15 protein-coding genes and 2 tRNA genes are annotated in these 18,863 nt (G+C 57.7%); 15 read left to right on the top strand and 2 right to left on the bottom strand.

Annotation, left to right across the window (positions count from 1 at the left end; genetic code table 11):
- The first annotated feature begins 141 nt into the window (after positions 1 to 141).
- From ftsH to QRN20_RS15190, 15 genes are all read left to right on the top strand, one after another.
- On the top strand, positions 142 to 2,046 hold the full coding sequence (gene ftsH, locus QRN20_RS15260) for an ATP-dependent zinc metalloprotease FtsH (RefSeq protein ID WP_004879987.1): 1,905 nt from the start codon (positions 142 to 144) through the stop codon (positions 2,044 to 2,046).
- Positions 2,047 to 2,054: 8 nt separating this feature from the next.
- Positions 2,055 to 2,906 (top strand): dihydropteroate synthase, encoded by an 852-nt coding sequence (gene folP, locus QRN20_RS15255; protein ID WP_122490520.1) that lies wholly within the window; start codon positions 2,055 to 2,057, stop codon positions 2,904 to 2,906.
- 16 nt (positions 2,907 to 2,922) lie between these two features.
- Positions 2,923 to 4,266 (top strand): phosphoglucosamine mutase, encoded by a 1,344-nt coding sequence (gene glmM, locus QRN20_RS15250; RefSeq protein ID WP_029244467.1) that lies wholly within the window; start codon positions 2,923 to 2,925, stop codon positions 4,264 to 4,266.
- Between the two features lie 66 nt (positions 4,267 to 4,332).
- On the top strand, positions 4,333 to 5,088 hold the full coding sequence (gene tpiA, locus QRN20_RS15245; protein ID WP_069143061.1) for a triose-phosphate isomerase: 756 nt from the start codon (positions 4,333 to 4,335) through the stop codon (positions 5,086 to 5,088).
- A 4-nt stretch (positions 5,089 to 5,092) separates the two neighbouring features.
- Positions 5,093 to 5,473, top strand: a complete 381-nt coding sequence (gene secG, locus QRN20_RS15240; protein ID WP_004879981.1) for a preprotein translocase subunit SecG — start codon at positions 5,093 to 5,095, stop codon at positions 5,471 to 5,473.
- Positions 5,474 to 5,518: 45 nt separating this feature from the next.
- A tRNA-Leu gene (locus QRN20_RS15235) sits at positions 5,519 to 5,604 on the top strand.
- A 96-nt stretch (positions 5,605 to 5,700) separates the two neighbouring features.
- Positions 5,701 to 5,777: transfer RNA gene (locus QRN20_RS15230), tRNA-Met, on the top strand.
- 130 nt (positions 5,778 to 5,907) lie between these two features.
- Entirely contained in the window at positions 5,908 to 6,366 is a 459-nt protein-coding gene (gene rimP, locus QRN20_RS15225) for a ribosome maturation factor RimP (protein WP_004879978.1), read from the top strand.
- 59 nt (positions 6,367 to 6,425) lie between these two features.
- Positions 6,426 to 7,907, top strand: coding sequence for a transcription termination factor NusA (nusA, locus tag QRN20_RS15220; RefSeq protein ID WP_004879977.1), 1,482 nt, complete (start codon positions 6,426 to 6,428; stop codon positions 7,905 to 7,907).
- Between the two features lie 27 nt (positions 7,908 to 7,934).
- Complete coding sequence (gene infB, locus QRN20_RS15215; protein ID WP_025996626.1) at positions 7,935 to 10,469, top strand: translation initiation factor IF-2; 2,535 nt, start codon at positions 7,935 to 7,937, stop codon at positions 10,467 to 10,469.
- 159 nt (positions 10,470 to 10,628) lie between these two features.
- Positions 10,629 to 11,045 carry a 30S ribosome-binding factor RbfA gene (gene rbfA / locus QRN20_RS15210; protein WP_004879974.1) on the top strand — a complete coding sequence of 139 codons (417 nt, stop codon included), beginning with the start codon at positions 10,629 to 10,631 and terminating at the stop codon, positions 11,043 to 11,045.
- 3 nt (positions 11,046 to 11,048) lie between these two features.
- Positions 11,049 to 11,966: a tRNA pseudouridine(55) synthase TruB gene (truB, locus tag QRN20_RS15205; RefSeq protein WP_088235948.1), complete on the top strand. Its 918-nt coding sequence runs from the start codon at positions 11,049 to 11,051 to the stop codon at positions 11,964 to 11,966.
- A 159-nt stretch (positions 11,967 to 12,125) separates the two neighbouring features.
- On the top strand, positions 12,126 to 12,395 hold the full coding sequence (rpsO, locus tag QRN20_RS15200) for a 30S ribosomal protein S15 (protein ID WP_002555121.1): 270 nt from the start codon (positions 12,126 to 12,128) through the stop codon (positions 12,393 to 12,395).
- Between the two features lie 175 nt (positions 12,396 to 12,570).
- The gene (gene pnp, locus QRN20_RS15195) at positions 12,571 to 14,676 is read left to right on the top strand and encodes a polyribonucleotide nucleotidyltransferase (RefSeq protein WP_004879969.1); all 2,106 of its coding nucleotides are present in this window, start codon (positions 12,571 to 12,573) and stop codon (positions 14,674 to 14,676) included.
- Positions 14,677 to 14,962: 286 nt separating this feature from the next.
- Positions 14,963 to 15,316 carry a BON domain-containing protein gene (locus QRN20_RS15190; protein WP_004879967.1) on the top strand — a complete coding sequence of 118 codons (354 nt, stop codon included), beginning with the start codon at positions 14,963 to 14,965 and terminating at the stop codon, positions 15,314 to 15,316.
- Between the two features lie 138 nt (positions 15,317 to 15,454).
- Here QRN20_RS15190 and QRN20_RS15185 read toward each other — a convergent pair whose 3' ends face one another.
- Together QRN20_RS15185 and QRN20_RS15180 are read right to left on the bottom strand one after the other, a co-directional pair.
- Positions 15,455 to 15,733 carry a DUF2845 domain-containing protein gene (locus QRN20_RS15185; protein ID WP_088236454.1) on the bottom strand — a complete coding sequence of 93 codons (279 nt, stop codon included), beginning with the start codon at positions 15,731 to 15,733 and terminating at the stop codon, positions 15,455 to 15,457.
- Between the two features lie 50 nt (positions 15,734 to 15,783).
- Positions 15,784 to 18,762: a DUF748 domain-containing protein gene (locus QRN20_RS15180; protein ID WP_285360690.1), complete on the bottom strand. Its 2,979-nt coding sequence runs from the start codon at positions 18,760 to 18,762 to the stop codon at positions 15,784 to 15,786.
- Between the last annotated feature and the right edge of the window lie 101 nt (positions 18,763 to 18,863).

Below are 18,863 nucleotides of genomic sequence, written 5' to 3'. Positions count from 1 at the left end.
ATCGCGTAGTCAAAGTTTCACAAAGGGTTACAGACGTCGCCTGCCACATCTGTAGGTTCTGTAGTAAGTTAGGCCGGTGAATATCATGCGAGGCACGCTTGCTGCGTGGAGCTTGCTTCAGAGGGTAGCTAATTGAACGATATGGCAAAGAATTTGATCCTGTGGTTGATCATCGCTGCTGTCCTTGTGACGGTGATGAACAACTTCTCCAGCCCGAACGAGCCGCAGACCCTCAATTACTCCGAGTTCATCCAGCAAGTGAAGGATGGCAAGGTTGAGAAGGTTTCCGTCGACGGCTACGTCATCACTGGCAAGCGCAGCGATGGCGATACCTTCAAGACCATTCGTCCGGCTATCCAGGACAACGGTCTGATCGGCGATCTGGTCGACAACAACGTGGTTGTTGAAGGCAAGCAGCCTGAGCAGCAGAGCATCTGGACACAGTTGCTGGTCGCCAGCTTCCCGATTCTGGTGATCATCGCGGTCTTCATGTTCTTCATGCGCCAGATGCAGGGCGGAGCCGGTGGTAAAGGCGGCCCTATGAGCTTTGGCAAGAGCAAGGCGCGTCTGCTGTCCGAAGATCAGGTCAAGACCACCCTGGCTGACGTTGCAGGTTGTGACGAAGCCAAGGAAGAAGTCGGCGAGCTCGTTGAATTCCTCCGCGATCCAGGCAAGTTCCAGCGTCTGGGTGGTCGAATTCCCCGCGGCGTGCTGATGGTCGGTCCTCCGGGTACCGGCAAGACGCTGATCGCCAAAGCCATCGCTGGCGAAGCGAAAGTGCCGTTCTTCACCATTTCCGGCTCCGACTTCGTTGAGATGTTCGTGGGTGTTGGTGCGAGCCGCGTTCGTGACATGTTCGAACAGGCCAAGAAACACGCGCCATGCATCATCTTCATTGACGAAATCGACGCTGTCGGTCGCCATCGTGGCGCTGGCATGGGCGGTGGTCATGACGAGCGCGAGCAGACTCTCAACCAGTTGCTGGTTGAGATGGACGGTTTCGAAATGAATGACGGCATCATCGTCATCGCTGCGACCAACCGTCCTGACGTACTTGACCCTGCGCTGCTGCGTCCGGGCCGTTTCGACCGTCAGGTTGTGGTCGGTCTGCCGGACATCCGTGGCCGCGAACAGATTCTCAAGGTTCACATGCGCAAGGTTCCGATGGGCGAGGATGTGAATCCTGGCGTCATCGCTCGCGGCACACCTGGCTTCTCGGGTGCCGACCTGGCCAATCTGGTCAACGAGGCTTCACTCTTTGCTGCTCGCTCCGGCAAGCGCATCGTCGAGATGAAAGAGTTCGAACTGGCCAAGGACAAGATCATGATGGGCGCCGAGCGCAAATCGATGGTCATGTCCGAGAAGGAAAAGCAGAACACGGCCTACCACGAAGCGGGTCACGCTATCGTTGGTCGTCTGGTGCCTGAGCATGACCCGGTTTACAAGGTGTCGATCATCCCGCGCGGTCGTGCGCTGGGCGTGACCATGTTCCTGCCGGAAGAAGATCGTTACAGCCTGTCGAAGCGTGCGCTGATCAGTCAGATCTGCTCGCTGTACGGCGGTCGTATCGCTGAAGAGATGACACTTGGCTTTGATGGCGTCACGACTGGCGCTTCCAACGACATCATGCGTGCGAGTCAGATTGCGCGGAACATGGTGACCAAATGGGGTCTGTCGGAAAAACTGGGTCCTTTGATGTATTCCGAGGATGAAGACGCCGGTTATCTGGGTCGTGGCGGCAGTCAGAACTCCAACTTCTCCGGAGAGACGGCCAAGCTGATCGACTCCGAGGTTCGCAGCATCATCGACCTCTGCTACGGCACCGCAAAGCAGCTGCTTACGGACAACCGTGACAAGCTCGATGCCATGGCAGACGCGCTGATGAAGTATGAAACCATCGATGCCGATCAGATCGACGACATCATGTCGGGTCGTCCGCCGCGCGAGCCGCGGGATTGGGAAGGCGGTTCGGGTACCAAAGGTACGCCGATCACCCCTGATCCTCGCCCGGAAACACCGATCGGTGGCCCGGCTGCTGAACATTAAGGTCTGACATGACTTCTGCGCTGTACCCAACCCGGTTGCCTTGCGGCAACCGGGTTCTTGATTTGGCCCATACGCATGTGATGGGCATTCTCAATGCAACCCCTGACTCTTTTTCTGACGGCGGCCGCTACAGCCAGCTCGATGCGGCCTTGCGTCATGCGCAAGAAATGGTTGCTGCGGGCGCTACGCTGATTGATGTGGGTGGCGAATCCACGCGTCCAGGGGCTCGTCCTGTTTCGCCTGCCGAGGAGGTCGATCGTGTCGCGCCGGTTGTCGAGCGCATTGCTCAAGAGCTGGACGTCATCATCTCCGTCGATACGTCGACCCCTGAGGTTATCGTAGAGTCCGCCAGACTGGGCGCCGGGCTTATCAACGATGTCCGCTCGTTGCGGCGTCCAGGTGCGCTGGAGGCGGCTGCCGCGACCGGTCTGCCGGTCTGTCTCATGCATATGCTGGGCGAGCCGGGCGACATGCAGGATAATCCGCATTATCAGGACCTCGTCGGCGAAGTGAGTGCCTTCCTGGCTGATCGCATGGAGCGATGCGAGGCGGCAGGCATCCCCAAAGACCGTATCATTCTTGATCCCGGTTTCGGCTTTGCGAAAACGCTGGAGCACAATCTCAGCCTGTTCAGGCACATGGAGGCGCTGCATGCTCTGGGTCGCCCGCTGCTGGTGGGTGTGTCACGCAAAAGCATGATCGGCGCGGTTCTGGGTCGTCCTGTGGGCGAGCGACTGATAGGTGGGTTGGCGTTGGCCGCACTGGCCATGACCAAAGGTGCAAGAATCTTGCGTGTGCACGATGTCGCCGAAACGGCCGACGTGGTGCGCATGATTGCAGCTGTCGAAGCAGCTGAATAACAACAGTGGGGCATCCATGACTACCAGAAAATATTTCGGAACCGACGGCATTCGCGGTCGTGTTGGCCAGTTCCCGATCACTCCCGATTTCATGCTCAAGCTGGGCTGGGCGGCGGGCATGGCTTTCCGCAAGCTGGGTACCTGCCGGATCCTGGTCGGTAAGGACACGCGCATCTCGGGCTATATGTTCGAGTCGGCACTCGAGGCCGGGTTGTCCGCCGCCGGTGCCGATGTGATGCTGCTGGGTCCGATGCCGACGCCGGCCATTGCCTACCTGACGCGCACCTTCCACGCCGAGGCTGGCATCGTGATCAGCGCTTCGCACAACCCTCATTACGACAACGGCATCAAGTTCTTTTCCGGGCAGGGTACGAAACTGCCGGACGAGATCGAAATGATGATCGAGGAACTGCTCGACGCGCCAATGACCGTTGCCGAGTCCGAGAACCTGGGCAAGGTCTCCCGCATCAACGACGCCGCTGGCCGTTACATCGAGTTCTGCAAGAGCAGTGTTCCTACCAGTACCGACTTTGCCGGTTTGAAAGTTGTTATCGATTGCGCACACGGTGCGACGTACAAGGTCGCGCCCAACGTGTTTCGTGAGCTGGGCGCACAGGTTATCGTGCTGTCGGCTCAGCCTGACGGTCTCAACATCAACAAGGACTGTGGCTCTACCCATATGGAGGCGCTACAGGCTGCCGTGCTGGCCGAGAAGGCTGACATGGGTATCGGCTTCGACGGTGATGGCGATCGGGTCCTGATGGTCGATCACACGGGCACCATCGTCGATGGTGACGAACTGCTGTACATCATCGCTCGCGATCTGCACGAACGTGGACGCTTACAGGGCGGAGTGGTCGGGACGCTGATGAGTAACCTGGGTCTTGAGCTGGCCCTGGCCGAGCAGAATATTCCGTTCGTGCGCGCCAACGTCGGTGACCGTTATGTCATCGCCGAATTGCTTGAGCGTAACTGGCAGGTCGGTGGGGAGAACTCCGGGCATATCGTCTGCTTCCAGCATGCCACCACGGGTGATGCGATCATCGCCGCGCTGCAGGTGATTCTGGCATTGCGTCGCAGTGACATCAGCCTCGCGGAAGCGCGTCTGAGGCTGCGCAAGTGCCCACAGATCCTGATCAATGTTCGTTTTGGTGGAGACGGTGTCGACCCCGTTTCGCATCCGTCCGTTCAGGAGGCCTGTGCGCGGGTGACCGAGCAGATGGCGGGGCGTGGCAGGGTTCTGCTGCGCAAGTCCGGCACCGAGCCATTGGTCCGTGTCATGGTCGAAGGTGAAGACGAATCCCAGGTCAGGGCCCATGCTGAAGAGCTGGCAAAACTGGTTGCTGAAGTTTGCGCCTGATTTCGGCTTGCCAGTGCTCTAAGTGTTGGGTAACATCTGCGCCCACTTTGACCCACGAGGTGTAGCATGCGTCGCCCAATGGTAGCTGGTAACTGGAAAATGCACGGTACCCGCGCCAGCGTCGCTGAGCTGATCAAGGGTCTTGCCCTGCAATCGATGCCGGGCAACGTTGATGTTGCTGTGATGCCTTCGAGTCTGTTCATCGGTCAGGTGATTCAGGCGCTTGAAGCGACGTCGATCATTGTCGGCGCTCAGGATGCAGCGATACAGGCTGCGCAGGGCGCACTGACAGGCGAAGTTGCATCGAGTCAGTTGGCTGATGCGGGTTGCAAGCTGGTGTTGGTAGGGCACTCCGAGCGTCGTCAGTTGATTGGCGAGCAGGACGATGTGCTTAATCGCAAGTTTGCAGCCATCCAGGCAGAAGGTCTTACACCGGTGCTTTGCATTGGTGAAACCCTGGAAGAGCGTCAGGCGGGCCAGACACTTGAAGTGGTCGGTCGCCAGCTGGACAGCGTCATTGCCGAGTTTGGTGTTGAAGCGTTCGTGAATGCGGTTATCGCGTACGAGCCGGTCTGGGCCATTGGCACCGGATTGACTGCTTCGCCTGAAGAGGCGCAGGAAGTTCACGCAGCCATTCGCGCCAGGCTGGCGGAAAAGAATGCCGAAGTCGCACAAGGCGTGCGACTTCTTTATGGCGGCAGCGTTAAGTCGACCAATGCGGTCGAGTTATTCAGCATGCCGGATATCGATGGGGGGCTCATTGGTGGTGCCTCCCTGAATGCAGATGAGTTCGGTGCGATCTGTCGCGCCGCGGGAAACTGAAAAAATGCTGGAAACAGTCGTAGTCGTTTTTCATCTGTTGGGCGCTCTGGGCGTTGTTGCTCTGGTATTGCTGCAGCAGGGTAAAGGTGCGGACGCAGGTGCGTCTTTCGGAGCAGGTGCATCAAATACTGTCTTCGGAGGGCAAGGAACCTCTACCTTTCTGAGTAAGTTTACTGCTATACTTGCGGCATGTTTTTTCATAACCAGCTTGGGGTTAGGTTACTTTGCTAAAGAGAAAGCTCAACAGCTGACTCAAGTAGGGTTGCCAGATCCAGCGGTATTGGAAGTGAAGCAAAAGCCGGCGGCAGATGATGTGCCGGTGCTCGAAGGGCAAAAGCCAGCCGTTGTTCCAGCTGACGTACCTCAGGCTCCAGAGCAGAAGTAAAAGAATTCGGGCGATGTTCTTGAGGTCGCCAAAAAGAGTTGTAATGCCGAGGTGGTGGAATTGGTAGACACGCAACCTTGAGGTGGTTGTGCCCATAGGGTGTAGGGGTTCGAGTCCCCTTCTCGGTACCAATTGAACAGGAGAGCCCGCACTAGCGGGCTTTCTTGTAGGTGGATGTTCGATTGACCCATAGATGGATCGGTCGTATACTTCCGCCCCAGCTTTGTCGCGGGGTGGAGCAGCTTGGTAGCTCGTCGGGCTCATAACCCGAAGGTCGTTGGTTCAAATCCAGCCCCCGCAACCAGTTTTAGCGGAGCCCCTTTTCAGGGGCTTTTTGTTAGCTGGACAGTACATGACGTCGATGTTCAGCGGCGTTCTCATGGATGGGCTTTTGCCCATTTTTTTATTTTTAAAGCATGCACGAGGGGGTTCAGGTGTCGAGCAAGCTAGAACAGTTGCAGGCCTTGTTGGCCCCGGTGGTCGAGGCTCTTGGCTATCAATGCTGGGGAATAGAGTTTCTTTCCCAGGGCCGACATTCACTGCTGCGCATTTATATCGACAAGGAAGGTGGTGTTCTGGTGGAGGACTGCGAAATCGTCAGTCGCCAGATCAGTGGTGTGTTGGACGTAGAAGATCCAATCGCTGCCGAATACACGCTTGAGGTGTCTTCTCCCGGCATGGACCGCCCACTGTTCACTCTTGAACAGTTTGCTTTGCACGCTGGGGAACAAGTGAAAATAAAGCTGCGCTCGCCCTTCGATGGCCGACGCAACTTTCAAGGCCTTCTCCGCGGGGTGGAGGAGCAGGACGTCGTGGTGCATGTAGAAGACCACGAATACCTGTTGCCGATCGACTTGATCGACAAGGCCAACATTATTCCCACGTTTGACTGAGACGTGCCAGATACTGCGGATCCCGCGGATCCAATGGCTTGCGAAAGGCGAGGCGTACGATGAGCAAAGAAGTACTGCTGGTTGTTGAGTCGGTGTCCAATGAAAAGGGCGTTCCGGCAGGTGTAATTTTCGAAGCACTGGAGCTGGCGCTTGCCACTGCTACCAAGAAGCGTTTTGAAGATGAAGTTGAACTGCGTGTGGAGATCAACCGTCACACGGGTAACTACGAGACTTTCCGTCGCTGGACAGTGGTCGAAGACGAAGATCTGGACGATCCGGCCTACGAGTTGGCTGTTGATCAGGCCCAGGCCAAAAAGCCGGGCGCCGTTGCCGGCGATCTGATCGAAGAGAAAATCGACTCCATCGAGTTCGGCCGTATTGCCGCGCAGACCGCCAAGCAAGTCATTGTGCAGAAGGTTCGTGAGGCTGAGCGTGCTCAGGTTGTCGACGCCTACCGCGAGCGTCTGGGCGAAATCATTTCCGGTACTGTCAAAAAGGTTACGCGTGACAATGTCATCGTTGACCTTGGCAACAATGCCGAAGCACTGCTGGCTCGTGAAGACATCATTTCCCGGGAGACTTTCCGGGTGGGTGTTCGCGTTCGAGCGCTGCTCAAGGAAATCCGCACCGAAAACCGTGGCCCTCAGCTGATCCTGTCGCGTACTGCGCCAGAGATGCTGATCGAGCTTTTCCGTATCGAAGTACCGGAAATTGCCGAAGGTCTGATCGAGGTGATGGCTGCCTCCCGTGACCCGGGTTCGCGTGCAAAAATCGCTGTTCGCTCCAAGGACAAACGAATCGATCCGCAAGGCGCCTGCATCGGCATGCGTGGTTCGCGAGTTCAGGCCGTTTCCGGTGAGTTGGGTGGTGAGCGTGTGGATATCGTGCTTTGGGACGATAACCCGGCACAGTTCGTGATCAATGCAATGTCCCCTGCTGAAGTAGCGGCAATCATCGTAGATGAAGATGCGCATGCAATGGACATCGCGGTTGGCGCGGACAACCTGGCCCAGGCGATTGGTCGTGGCGGTCAGAACGTGCGTCTGGCAAGTCAGTTGACTGGCTGGACCCTGAACGTAATGACCGAATCGGACATCCAGGCCAAGCAGCAAGCTGAAACCGGTGACATCCTGCGCAACTTCATCGAAGAGCTGGAAGTCGATGAAGAACTGGCACAGGTTCTGGTTGATGAAGGCTTTACCAGCCTGGAAGAGATTGCCTACGTACCGTTGGAAGAAATGCTCAACATCGACGGCTTTGACGAAGACATCGTCAACGAGCTTCGCGCTCGTGCCAAGGATCGTTTGTTGACTAAAGCCATCGCTACTGAGGAAAAGCTGGCAGACGCCCATCCGGCCGAAGACCTGCTCTCGCTTGAGGGTATGGACAAGGATTTGGCGATGGAACTGGCGGTGCGCGGCGTAGTTACCCGCGAAGACCTGGCCGAGCAGTCTATAGATGACCTGCTCGACATCGACGGCATTGACGATGATCGTGCCGGCAAGTTGATCATGGCCGCCCGAGCCCATTGGTTCGAGTAAGTAGGCGCGGCCTGAGGAGAGAAGTGCATGACGCAAGTCACGGTGAAAGAACTGGCCAAAGTGGTCGACACACCGGTAGAGCGCCTGTTACAGCAGATGCGTGAGGCAGGTCTGCCGCACACCGCCGCCGAGCAAGTTGTGACCGATAACGAAAAACAAGCCCTGTTGACGCATTTGAAAAGCGGTCACAAGGCCAAGGTGGAAGAGCCGCGCAAGATCACTTTGCAGCGCAAGACCACCAGCACCCTGCGCGTTGCTGGCAGCAAGAGCATCAGCGTTGAAGTGCGCAAGAAGAAAGTCTTCGTACAGCGCAGCCCGGAAGAAATCGAAGCCGAGCGCAAGCGTGAGATGGACGAGCGCCGTGCGGTAGAAAATGCCGCACGTCAAAAGGCTGAAGAAGAAGCCAAGCGTCGCGAAGAAGATGCGCCGCGCCAGCCTGCTGCTGCACAGACTGCCGAGCAACCTGCACCCGCAGCTGCCCAGCCTGTTGCCGCTGCCGAGCCTGCGCGTGAAGCGTCGGCGGCTCCTGCTCCGGCACATCCGAACGCTACGCCGACTGTTGAAGTCCGCAAGCGTGACGACCAGCGTCGCCCGGACAAGCCGCGCGCCGATGATCGCAATGCCCGTGGTGGCGATGGCGACCGCAAGAACGCGCCTCATCGCGCTTCGGTCAAAGAGAAGGCTCCGGCTCCACGCGTTGCCCCTCGCACTACCGACGAAGAAAGCGATGGTTTCCGTCGTGGTGGTCGTGGCAAGTCCAAGCTGAAGAAGCGCAATGCGCACGGTTTCCAGAGCCCTACCGGCCCTGTGGTTCGTGACGTTGCCATCGGCGAGACCATCACTGTCGGCGAATTGTCTGCGCAGATGTCGGTCAAGGCTGCCGAAGTCATCAAGTTCATGTTCAAGATGGGCACTCCGGTGACCATCAACCAGGTACTGGATCAGGAAACTGCCCAGTTGATCGCCGAAGAGCTGGGCCACAAGGTCACGCTGGTCAGCGACAACGCCCTGGAAGATTCCCTGGCTGAATCGCTGAAGTTCGAAGGCGAGACGTTCTCCCGTGCACCTGTCGTGACCGTAATGGGCCACGTTGACCACGGTAAGACTTCCCTGCTCGACTACATTCGTCGTGCCAAGGTCGCTGCTGGCGAAGCCGGTGGTATCACCCAGCACATCGGTGCCTACCACGTTGAAACCGAGCGCGGCATGGTCACCTTCCTCGACACCCCGGGCCACGCTGCGTTTACCGCAATGCGTGCCCGTGGTGCCAAGGCGACGGACATCGTGATCCTTGTGGTTGCGGCGGACGACGGCGTGATGCCACAGACCATCGAAGCGGTTCAGCATGCTGTGGCTGCTGGCGTGCCTCTGGTGGTTGCCGTGAACAAGATCGACAAGCCGGGCGCAGATCTCGATCGCATCCGTAGCGAGTTGTCGGTTCATGGCGTGACATCCGAAGAGTGGGGCGGTGATACGCCGTTCGTATCGGTCTCCGCGAAGATGGGTACCGGCGTTGACGAACTGCTCGAAGCCGTTCTGCTGCAGGCCGAAGTTCTGGAACTCAAGGCAACGCCGTCGGCTCCTGGCCGTGGTGTGGTTGTCGAGTCCCGTCTGGACAAGGGCCGTGGCCCGGTTGCGACGGTTCTGGTTCAGGACGGTACGCTGCGTCAGGGCGACATGGTTCTGGTCGGTTCGAACTTCGGTCGTATCCGCGCCATGCTCGACGAGAACGGCAAGCCGGTCAAAGAAGCAGGTCCTTCGATTCCGGTCGAAATCCTGGGTCTTGATGGCACGCCGGACGCTGGCGACGAGATGTCTGTACTGGCTGACGAGAAGAAAGCCCGTGAAGTCGCTCTGTTCCGCCAAGGCAAGTTCCGCGAGGTCAAACTGGCTCGCGCTCATGCCGGCAAGCTCGAAAACATCTTCGAGAACATGGGTCAGGAAGAGAAGAAGACGCTCAACATCGTCCTCAAATCCGACGTCCGCGGTTCTCTGGAAGCATTGCAGGGCGCCCTCGGCGGCCTGGGTAACGATGAAGTGCAAGTGCGCGTAGTCGGTGGCGGTGTCGGTGGTATCACCGAGAGCGACGCCAACCTGGCACTGGCCTCCAACGCTGTACTGTTCGGCTTCAACGTGCGTGCCGATGCCGGCGCTCGCAAGATCGTCGAACAGGAAGGTCTGGACATGCGTTACTACAACGTGATCTACGACATCATCGAAGACGTCAAGAAGGCCCTCACCGGCATGCTTGGCAGCGACGTCCGGGAGAACATCCTGGGTATCGCCGAAGTCCGCGATGTGTTCCGTTCGCCGAAATTCGGCGCGATCGCGGGTTGTATGGTGCTGGAAGGCGTTGTTCACCGTAACCGTCCAATCCGCGTACTGCGTGAAGACATCGTTATCTTTGAAGGCGAGCTGGAATCCCTGCGCCGCTTCAAGGACGACGCTGCCGAAGTGCGTGCCGGCATGGAATGCGGTATCGGCGTCAAGAGCTACAACGACGTCAAGGTCGGTGACAAGATCGAAGTCTTCGAGAAGGTCCAAGTGGCTCGCAGCCTCTAAATCGCGAGCTTCAGGAGCCATGGTGAAACATCGCATGCAAATGCCGCTGTCTTCATCATGGGCTCTCAACGCAACGCCCGGTCTGGCATTTGTCAGGCCGGGCGTTTGCCGCTTTCAGACTGTCAGGGTTTGGTCCCGGATCAGTAACAGGTAACAAACATGGCAAAAGAATATAGCCGCACCCAACGTATTGGCGATCAGATGCAGCGCGAGCTGGCTCAGCTGATCCGTCGCGAAATCAAGGACCCTCGTGTGGGTCTGGTCACCATCACCGCTGTCGATGTCAGCCGCGACGTGGGTCATGCCAAGATTTTCATGACCGTCATGGGCCAGGACAGCGCTGAGGAAATCGCGCAGAGCATCAAGGTGCTCAACTCTGCCGCAGGCTTCCTGCGCATGCAGCTGGCGCGTGAAATGAAGCTGCGCAGCGTGCCGCAGTTGCACTTCCACTACGACGAAAGCGTCGTGCGTGGCGCCCACCTCTCGGCATTGATCGAGCGGGCCGTGGCCGAAGACGGGCAGCACCAGGAAGGTTCTGCGCCACAAGGCGTCAAGCCTGAAAGTACCGAGGAGTAAAGGGTGGCTCAGGTCAAGCGTATACGCCGCAACGTCAGCGGGATCATCCTGCTCGACAAGCCGCTGGGTTTTACCTCCAACGCGGCCTTGCAGAAGGTTCGCTGGTTGCTCAATGCCGAGAAGGCTGGCCATACCGGCAGCCTCGATCCGCTGGCAACGGGTGTATTGCCCTTGTGCTTCGGTGAAGCCACCAAGTTTTCGCAATACCTGCTCGATTCGGACAAGTCCTACGAAACCATGATGCAACTCGGCAAGACCACGACCACGGGCGACTCCGAAGGCGATGTTCTGCTGACGCGTCCCGTGACCGTTGGTCGTGACGATATCGACGCCGCATTGCCCGCTTTTCGTGGGCAAATCAGCCAGATACCGCCGATGTACTCCGCCCTCAAGCGGGACGGACAGCCTCTTTACAAGCTGGCACGTGCAGGGGAAGTAGTGGAGCGCGAGCCCCGTTCTGTTACTATTGCGCGCTTGGAATTGCTTGCCTGCGAAGGCGACACGGCACGTCTGTCGGTCGATTGCAGCAAAGGCACCTATATCCGGACCCTGGTCGAGGATATCGGTGAGCAGCTCGGTTGTGGTGCCTACGTCGCAGAACTGCGTCGTACCCAGGCCGGACCGTTCAGTCTGGCCCAGACGGTCACGCTGGAAGAGCTTGAGCAGGTGCATGCCGACGGTGGCAATGAAGCGGTTGACCGCTTTCTGATGCCTTCGGACAGTGGTCTGCTGGACTGGCCGCTGCTGAAGTTTTCGGAGCACAGTTCGTTCTACTGGTTGCATGGTCAGCCAGTGAGAGCACCGGACGCGCCAAAGTTCGGCATGGTGCGGGTGCAGGATCATGAAGGTCGCTTCATCGGTATCGGTGAAGTCAGTGAAGACGGGCGTATTGCGCCGCGTCGATTGATTCGGTCAGAGTGACCGGAACCCGTCCATCGTCAGGCTAGCCTGCAGATGGGAGGGAACGAGGATGGCTGTCAACAGGCACGGTCAAGCCTCTTTTTTTAATACGAGGATCTGTCCTCGGCCTGTTGGAAACGTTTCTTCGGAAGCGGTTCCTTGAATAAAAGGATTGCCCACATGGCACTCAGCGTTGAAGAAAAAGCTCAGATCGTAACCGACTACCAGCAAGCTGTTGGTGACACGGGTTCGCCAGAAGTGCAAGTTGCACTGCTGACCGCCAACATCAACAAACTGCAAGGCCACTTCAAGGCCAACGGTAAGGACCACCACTCGCGTCGTGGTCTGATCCGTATGGTAAACCAGCGCCGCAAGCTGCTGGATTACCTGAAAGGTAAGGACGTTAGCCGTTACAGCGCCCTGATCGGTCGTCTGGGTCTGCGTCGCTAATAACGACGTTGCTAGAGGTTGGTTGTCTGTCGCGAATCATCGGGTTTACCCGGTGGTTCGGGCAGGCTCCCAGCCTCAAGTTTTATCTGGACTGTGGAAGGGGCCGATTCCCCACGCTGCCCAAGAATTCGCAAGAAACCAGTTCCCCAAGAGCCACAAAGAAAGGTAGGAAACCGTGAACCCGGTAATCAAGAAGTTTCAGTTCGGTCAATCGACCGTAACCCTCGAGACAGGCCGTATCGCCCGTCAGGCCTCCGGCGCAGTATTGGTCACCGTTGACGACGACGTCAGCGTATTGGTGACTGTTGTCGGCGCCAAGCAAGCCGACGCCAGCAAAGGCTTCTTCCCCCTGTCTGTGCACTATCAGGAAAAGACCTACGCTGCCGGCAAAATTCCTGGCGGTTTCTTCAAGCGTGAAGGCCGTCCTTCCGAGAAAGAAACCCTCACCTCGCGTCTGATCGATCGCCCGATCCGCCCACTGTTCCCTGAAGGCTTCATGAACGAAGTGCAGGTTGTCTGCACCGTCGTTTCCACCAGCAAGAAAACCGATCCGGACATCGCTGCGATGATCGGTACTTCGGCTGCCCTGGCGATCTCCGGCATTCCGTTCGATGGCCCGGTCGGCGCTGCGCGCGTTGCTTTCCACGAGAGCACCGGCTACCTGCTGAACCCGACTTACGAGCAGCTTCAGGCGTCGAGCCTGGACATGGTTGTAGCCGGTACTTCCGAAGCCGTTCTGATGGTTGAATCGGAAGCCAAGGAACTGACCGAAGACCAGATGCTGGGCGCTGTGCTGTTCGCACACGACGAGTTCCAGGTTGTGATCAATGCAGTCAAGGAGCTGGCTGCCGAAGCCGCCAAGCCTACCTGGACCTGGCAGCCGAAGCCTGAAGCGACCGCACTGCTGGGCGCGATCCGTGCCGAATTCGGTGAAGCGATCTCCCAGGCTTACACCATCACCATCAAGGCCGACCGTTACGCGCGTCTGGGCGAGCTGCGTGAGCAGATCGTTGCCAAGCTGGCTGTCGAAGAAGGCAGCCCGTCTGCCAGCGAAGTCAAAGCCGCTTTCGGTGAAATCGAATACCGTACCGTTCGCGAAAACATCGTCAACGGCAAGCCGCGTATCGATGGTCGTGACACCCGCACCGTTCGTCCTCTGAACATTGAAGTCGGCGTTCTGCCAAAGACTCACGGTTCGGCACTGTTCACCCGCGGCGAAACCCAGGCACTGGTCGTTGCCACGCTGGGTACTGCGCGTGACGCACAGCTGCTCGACACCCTTGAAGGCGAAAAGAAAGACCCCTTCATGCTGCACTACAACTTCCCTCCGTTCTCGGTGGGCGAGTGTGGTCGCATGGGTGGCGCAGGCCGTCGCGAAATCGGTCACGGCCGTCTGGCACGCCGCAGCGTACAGGCCATGCTGCCGGGCGCTGATGTGTTCCCGTACACCATCCGTGTTGTATCGGAAATCACCGAGTCCAACGGCTCCAGCTCCATGGCTTCGGTCTGCGGTGCTTCCCTGGCACTGATGGACGCCGGCGTACCTATGAAGGCGCCGGTTGCTGGTATCGCCATGGGTCTGGTCAAGGAAGGCGAGAAGTTCGCTGTTCTGACCGACATCCTGGGTGACGAAGACCACCTGGGCGACATGGACTTCAAGGTAGCCGGTACCGCCAAAGGTGTCACCGCGCTGCAGATGGACATCAAGATCAAGGGCATCACCGAAGAGATCATGGAGATCGCCCTGGGCCAGGCCCTGGAAGCTCGCCTGAACATCCTCGGTCAGATGAACCAGATCATCGGTCAGTCGCGTACCGAACTGTCGGCCAACGCTCCGACCATGATCGCGATGAAGATCGACACCGACAAGATCCGTGACGTCATCGGTAAAGGCGGCGCGACCATCCGTGCAATCTGTGAAGAGACCAAGGCTTCGATCGATATCGAAGACGACGGCTCGATCAAGATCTTCGGTGAATCCAAGGAAGCGGCCGAGGCAGCTCGTCAGCGCGTTCTGGGTATCACTGCAGAAGCGGAAATCGGCAAGATCTATGTCGGCAAGGTTGAGCGCATCGTCGATTTCGGCGCATTCGTCAACATCCTGCCTGGCAAGGACGGTCTGGTTCACATCTCCATGCTGAGCGATGCTCGCGTCGAGAAAGTGACCGACATTCTGAAAGAAGGTCAGGAAGTTGAAGTACTGGTACTGGACGTGGACAACCGCGGCCGTATCAAACTGTCGATCAAGGACGTAGCCGCTGCGAAAGCATCCGGCGTCTGATTGATCAGGCTGCATTGAAAAAGGACCCTTCGGGGTCCTTTTTTTATCAGCGCAATTAAAGGCTTACAAGACCATGCTCCACGCAGCATGATTCAAACATGCATCTTGCATGCGTAAACGAGACGAAGCGGGCAATCTGCACGATTTCGTAAAATGGCTTAATTTTCAACTCATTGATTTTATTGGATTTATCAAGCTTTCGGAGATTGGCACACCCCTTGCGATATACCTGATAACCCTGCCGCCACATGCTGGCGCAGATTTTGAGAAAAACAGGAGTTATCGTATGAAGAAGTTCGTTATCGCTGCTGCTACCGCTACTACCCTGACTCTGACCATGGCTGGCGCTGCTTTCGCACAGACCGCTGTTCAATCTCCAATGGTTCTGGCAGCTAACACCACCACTCAAGAAGTCAAAGAAGATACCTCTGACACCTGGATCACCACCAAAGTCAAAGCTGACCTGCTGACTGAAAAAGGCATCCCGGGTTCGGACATCAAGGTTGAGACCAACAAAGGCGTGGTTTCCCTGTCCTCGACAGTCGCTGTGACCGATAGCCAGAAGAAAATGGCTGTTGAAATCACCAAGAAAATCAAAGGCGTGAAAGACGTTTCTGCCGCTGGCCTGAAAGCTGAGTAATCAGCTTCTGCCCATGAGCATCCCAGTCATCTGACCGATGGAAAGTTCATGCGAGGCTACAAGGATGTAGCCATTACAGGCCCCGGCTCTTGAGTCGGGGCCTGTTCTATTGTGGGAAAGGAAAAGGCAATGAAGGAATCAGTTGCCGCGCTTGCTCTGGATTTCGGTCAGTCGGCCGCCCACAAAACGCAAGTACTGGTACATGCCATGGCTGGGGCCGTAGACCCATTCTTCAACAATGACTTCTTCGGTTTGACGATAGTAGTTCACAACCTCTTTGCTGCTCACGATCTGCTGGCTGACAGGCTCGCCGCATTTCTGCTGAACCTCGAAGGTTCTGTCCCCTGTACTGACCAACTGGCTGCCGCAACGCAAGGTCGAAGCCGCGTGAGCGTCGAGCGTGGTCGCCCCGGTCATCGCGACAAGGGCCATGTACAGCGAGAATCGAAGTGGCTTGTGCAAAATATTCACTCGCTATCCAGATGCAACGGGCTGATGACACTGCCGTCCGCCTGCGCCTGACCCAGGCGGGCATCGACGAAGTAGACGCGCTCATCCTCGAGCTTTCCTTTGTCGACCAGATAATCCTTGATGCTGCTGGCGCGGTTCTGTCCCAGCTCGCGTAACAGGACTTCATTGCCGCTCCAGAACTTGAGCATGGCGGCACGCATCTGGTTGGTGCGTTCTTCCTTGCCCAGATTTGCCCACTCGGCCGGTGGCTGCTGTTTCAGGCGCGCCCGGTAGATGCCTTCCAGCATGGGTGCCTTCTCGTCGTCCGGTACTTGGAGCATGCCTGGCCGGGCAGGCACCTTGTCGCCGCGACGCTGCAGGATCTTGTAGTAGGTGGCCTGATACTCACGCTCCAGCCGCTGCCGAGCGATCAGCGGGCCGTCGCTGCTGGCCGCGCTGGTGCCTTCGATCTCAAGCTTCAGGGTTGGACGCTCCTTGAGGGCGGCGGAGAGCTTGTCCAGGGCCTTTTGCGTGTCGGCGCTCAGGTCACTTGAGCCGGGCGCAAAACTCACGTTACCGAGGTCCTCTGAGCTGCCACCGGAGACCAGGCCGCCCAGCATCTTGAACGGCGCCTGAGCCGCGCGCAGCACCAGGTTGCGCAAGGTTTGCCAGACAATCGGCATCACGCTGAATTGCGGGTTGTTCAGATCACCCTCAATCGGCAGTTCAATGGAGATGCGGCCCTGAGTGTCCTTGAGCAGCGCGACCGCGAGACGGATCGGCAGATCGACCGCATCCGGGCTGTCCACTTTTTCGCCCAGTTGCAGTTGCTCCACCAGCACCTTGTTCTGCGCCTTCAACTGGCCATTGGTGATCAGGTAATGCAAGTCAAGATTGAGTCGACCCTTACGAATCCTGAAACCGGCGAACTTGCCCGAGTAGGGCGTCAGCGTTGTCAGTTCGACGCGTTTGAAGCTGGTCGCGATGTCCAGACTGGCCATTGGGTCGAATGGATTGAGACTGCCTTTGATCGTGACTGGCGCGTAGCGATCGACCTTGCCTTCGATATTCACCGGAGCCGGTTTTGACTGGCGATTGTCGATGGTGCCAATGCGTCCGTTGAGCTGCTGCACGGCCGTGGAGAAGTTGGGCGTCAGCGTCAGGTCGGCAAAGTTGGCCGAGCCGTCCTTGATGTTCACTTCACCCACGTAAATACCAAGAGGATTCTCTTTGGGAGCTTTGGGTGTGTTTTTGGCAGTTGTTTTCGACGTCGTCGCCGGTTTTTTATCTTCGGGCTGTGGAATCAGCAGGTCATCGACGTTGGTGGTGCGGTCGTCGTTGATCATGAAGCGCGCGTAAGGCTGCAGCATGTTGACCTTGGCAATCGACAGGCTGGTGCCATGCTGATAGTCCAGGCCCTCCAGATCAAGCTTCTCCCATTTGAGAAAATCGCGCTGCTTGAGGGTATCAAGCGTATGGAGCTGACTGACTTGTGCCTTGCCGGTCACGCTGAACGCCAGCGGTTCGGTGCTTTTCAGGTTGACGGCGAGATCACTGCCCAGCATGCCGCTGCGCATTTCAAGCTTGATGAACGGGCTGATGTAGGACTGCGCCAGTCGTAGATCGATGTCACGGGTAGTGACGTTCAACCGCGCCGTGACCGGGTTGAGATTGACCTCGCCAGCTGCCGTCAGATTACCTTGCTTGCCCAGGCCGGTGTCGAGCTTGAGGGTGAAAGGCGACGTGTTGAGGCTGTCGAAGTTCTGCACATCCAGATTCAGCGGGCCTACATCCAGAAGTACAGGCTCTGTGGGCACGCGGTCTGCCAGATGGACCTGATAATTGCGAAGCTGAACATCGCGCAGCACTACCTGCCACGGTTTTGCGGGCTTGCCGGAGCTGGCTGTCGCCTTGGCCGAGGCATCGGTGACCGGTGCAGGCTCTGCAGCTTTCTCATCGACCGGCGGTTTCTGCGGTGCAGCGGGTTTACCGGGCTTGCTGGCAAACAGCTTCTGCCAGTCCAACTGACCGTCCGCCTCACGGGCTGCCCAGGTTTCAAGGCCCTGGCTGCGGATTTTGCCGACATTGACGTGTTGCCGCGCCAGATCAACCGTGGTTTCGCTGACATCCAGACGCTTGAGACGCACCAGTGGGCGGCCGTCGGGTGCATTGAGCCCGAATGGAGCGACACTGGCAGAAAGGTTGGTCAGCTTGAGTTCGGTTTCCTTGGACAGATCAAGTGTGTAAGCGGTGCTGAAATTCAGCACGCCGTCCTGAAGCGCCAGAGGCAGGGCGTCACGGACGTAAGGCCACCAGAGTTTCATCTTGCCGTCAGTGACTTTCAGGGTGCCTTCAGAGGTGATCGGCACGATGCTGATGCGTCCCACCCAGTCGATCTGCCCGCCATCAGGGCCTGCGGCGACCAGCGTCATGTCGGCATTGTCTTCGGGCAGCGTGCTGAGGTTCTTCAGCTCGAAGTTCAGCTTGTCGTAAAGAAACTCGATGGGTTCGCTGGGGCGCAGGTCGCGGAAATGCAGGTAACCGTCAGCCAGTTTTATTTCGTCGATACGCAGCGGAAACGGCTTGCTCGGTGGCTCGTCCTTGACGGGCTCACTGGCCGGGAATGTAAACAGTTGCGCCAGGTTCAGCTTGCCTTGCTTGTCGAACAGCAATTCGGTCTTGGGTTGGAGCAGCTCAACGCGTTGCAGGTGCAGGGCGCGGGTCCAGAGACTGTCGAATTGGAGATTGGCGTAAAGCTTCTCGAAGGCGATCTGCTCCTGGCCTGGCGTGCCGATGTTCAGGCCCCACAGGGTCAGCTCGAGTGTGTAAGGGTTGAACTCCAGACGCTCGATTTTTGCGGGCGCCGTCGAATAGTTCGCCAGTTGCTGATTCGCGACTCGCAAGGCGATCCCCGGAAGGATGAAAAACCCCAACAGGCTGTAGAGCACTATCACGGTCAGCAGGGAGCCAAACGTGATTTTCAATCCTCTGGACATGGGCTACGGCGTCTCGCTGTTTCGGAGGTGCTTGGAGTATGGCATGCCTGTTCGGTTCCCAAGCCACTGCCGACCTTGCTCGTAGGAAGTTTCTGGTATTC

Source organism: Pseudomonas sp. fls2-241-TYG-175, from assembly GCF_030209155.1.
GTDB classification, from domain to species: domain Bacteria; phylum Pseudomonadota; class Gammaproteobacteria; order Pseudomonadales; family Pseudomonadaceae; genus Aquipseudomonas; species Aquipseudomonas viridiflava.
The sequence above is the reverse complement of the archived record's forward strand: the minus strand, read 5'-3'. Positions and strand labels throughout refer to the sequence as shown.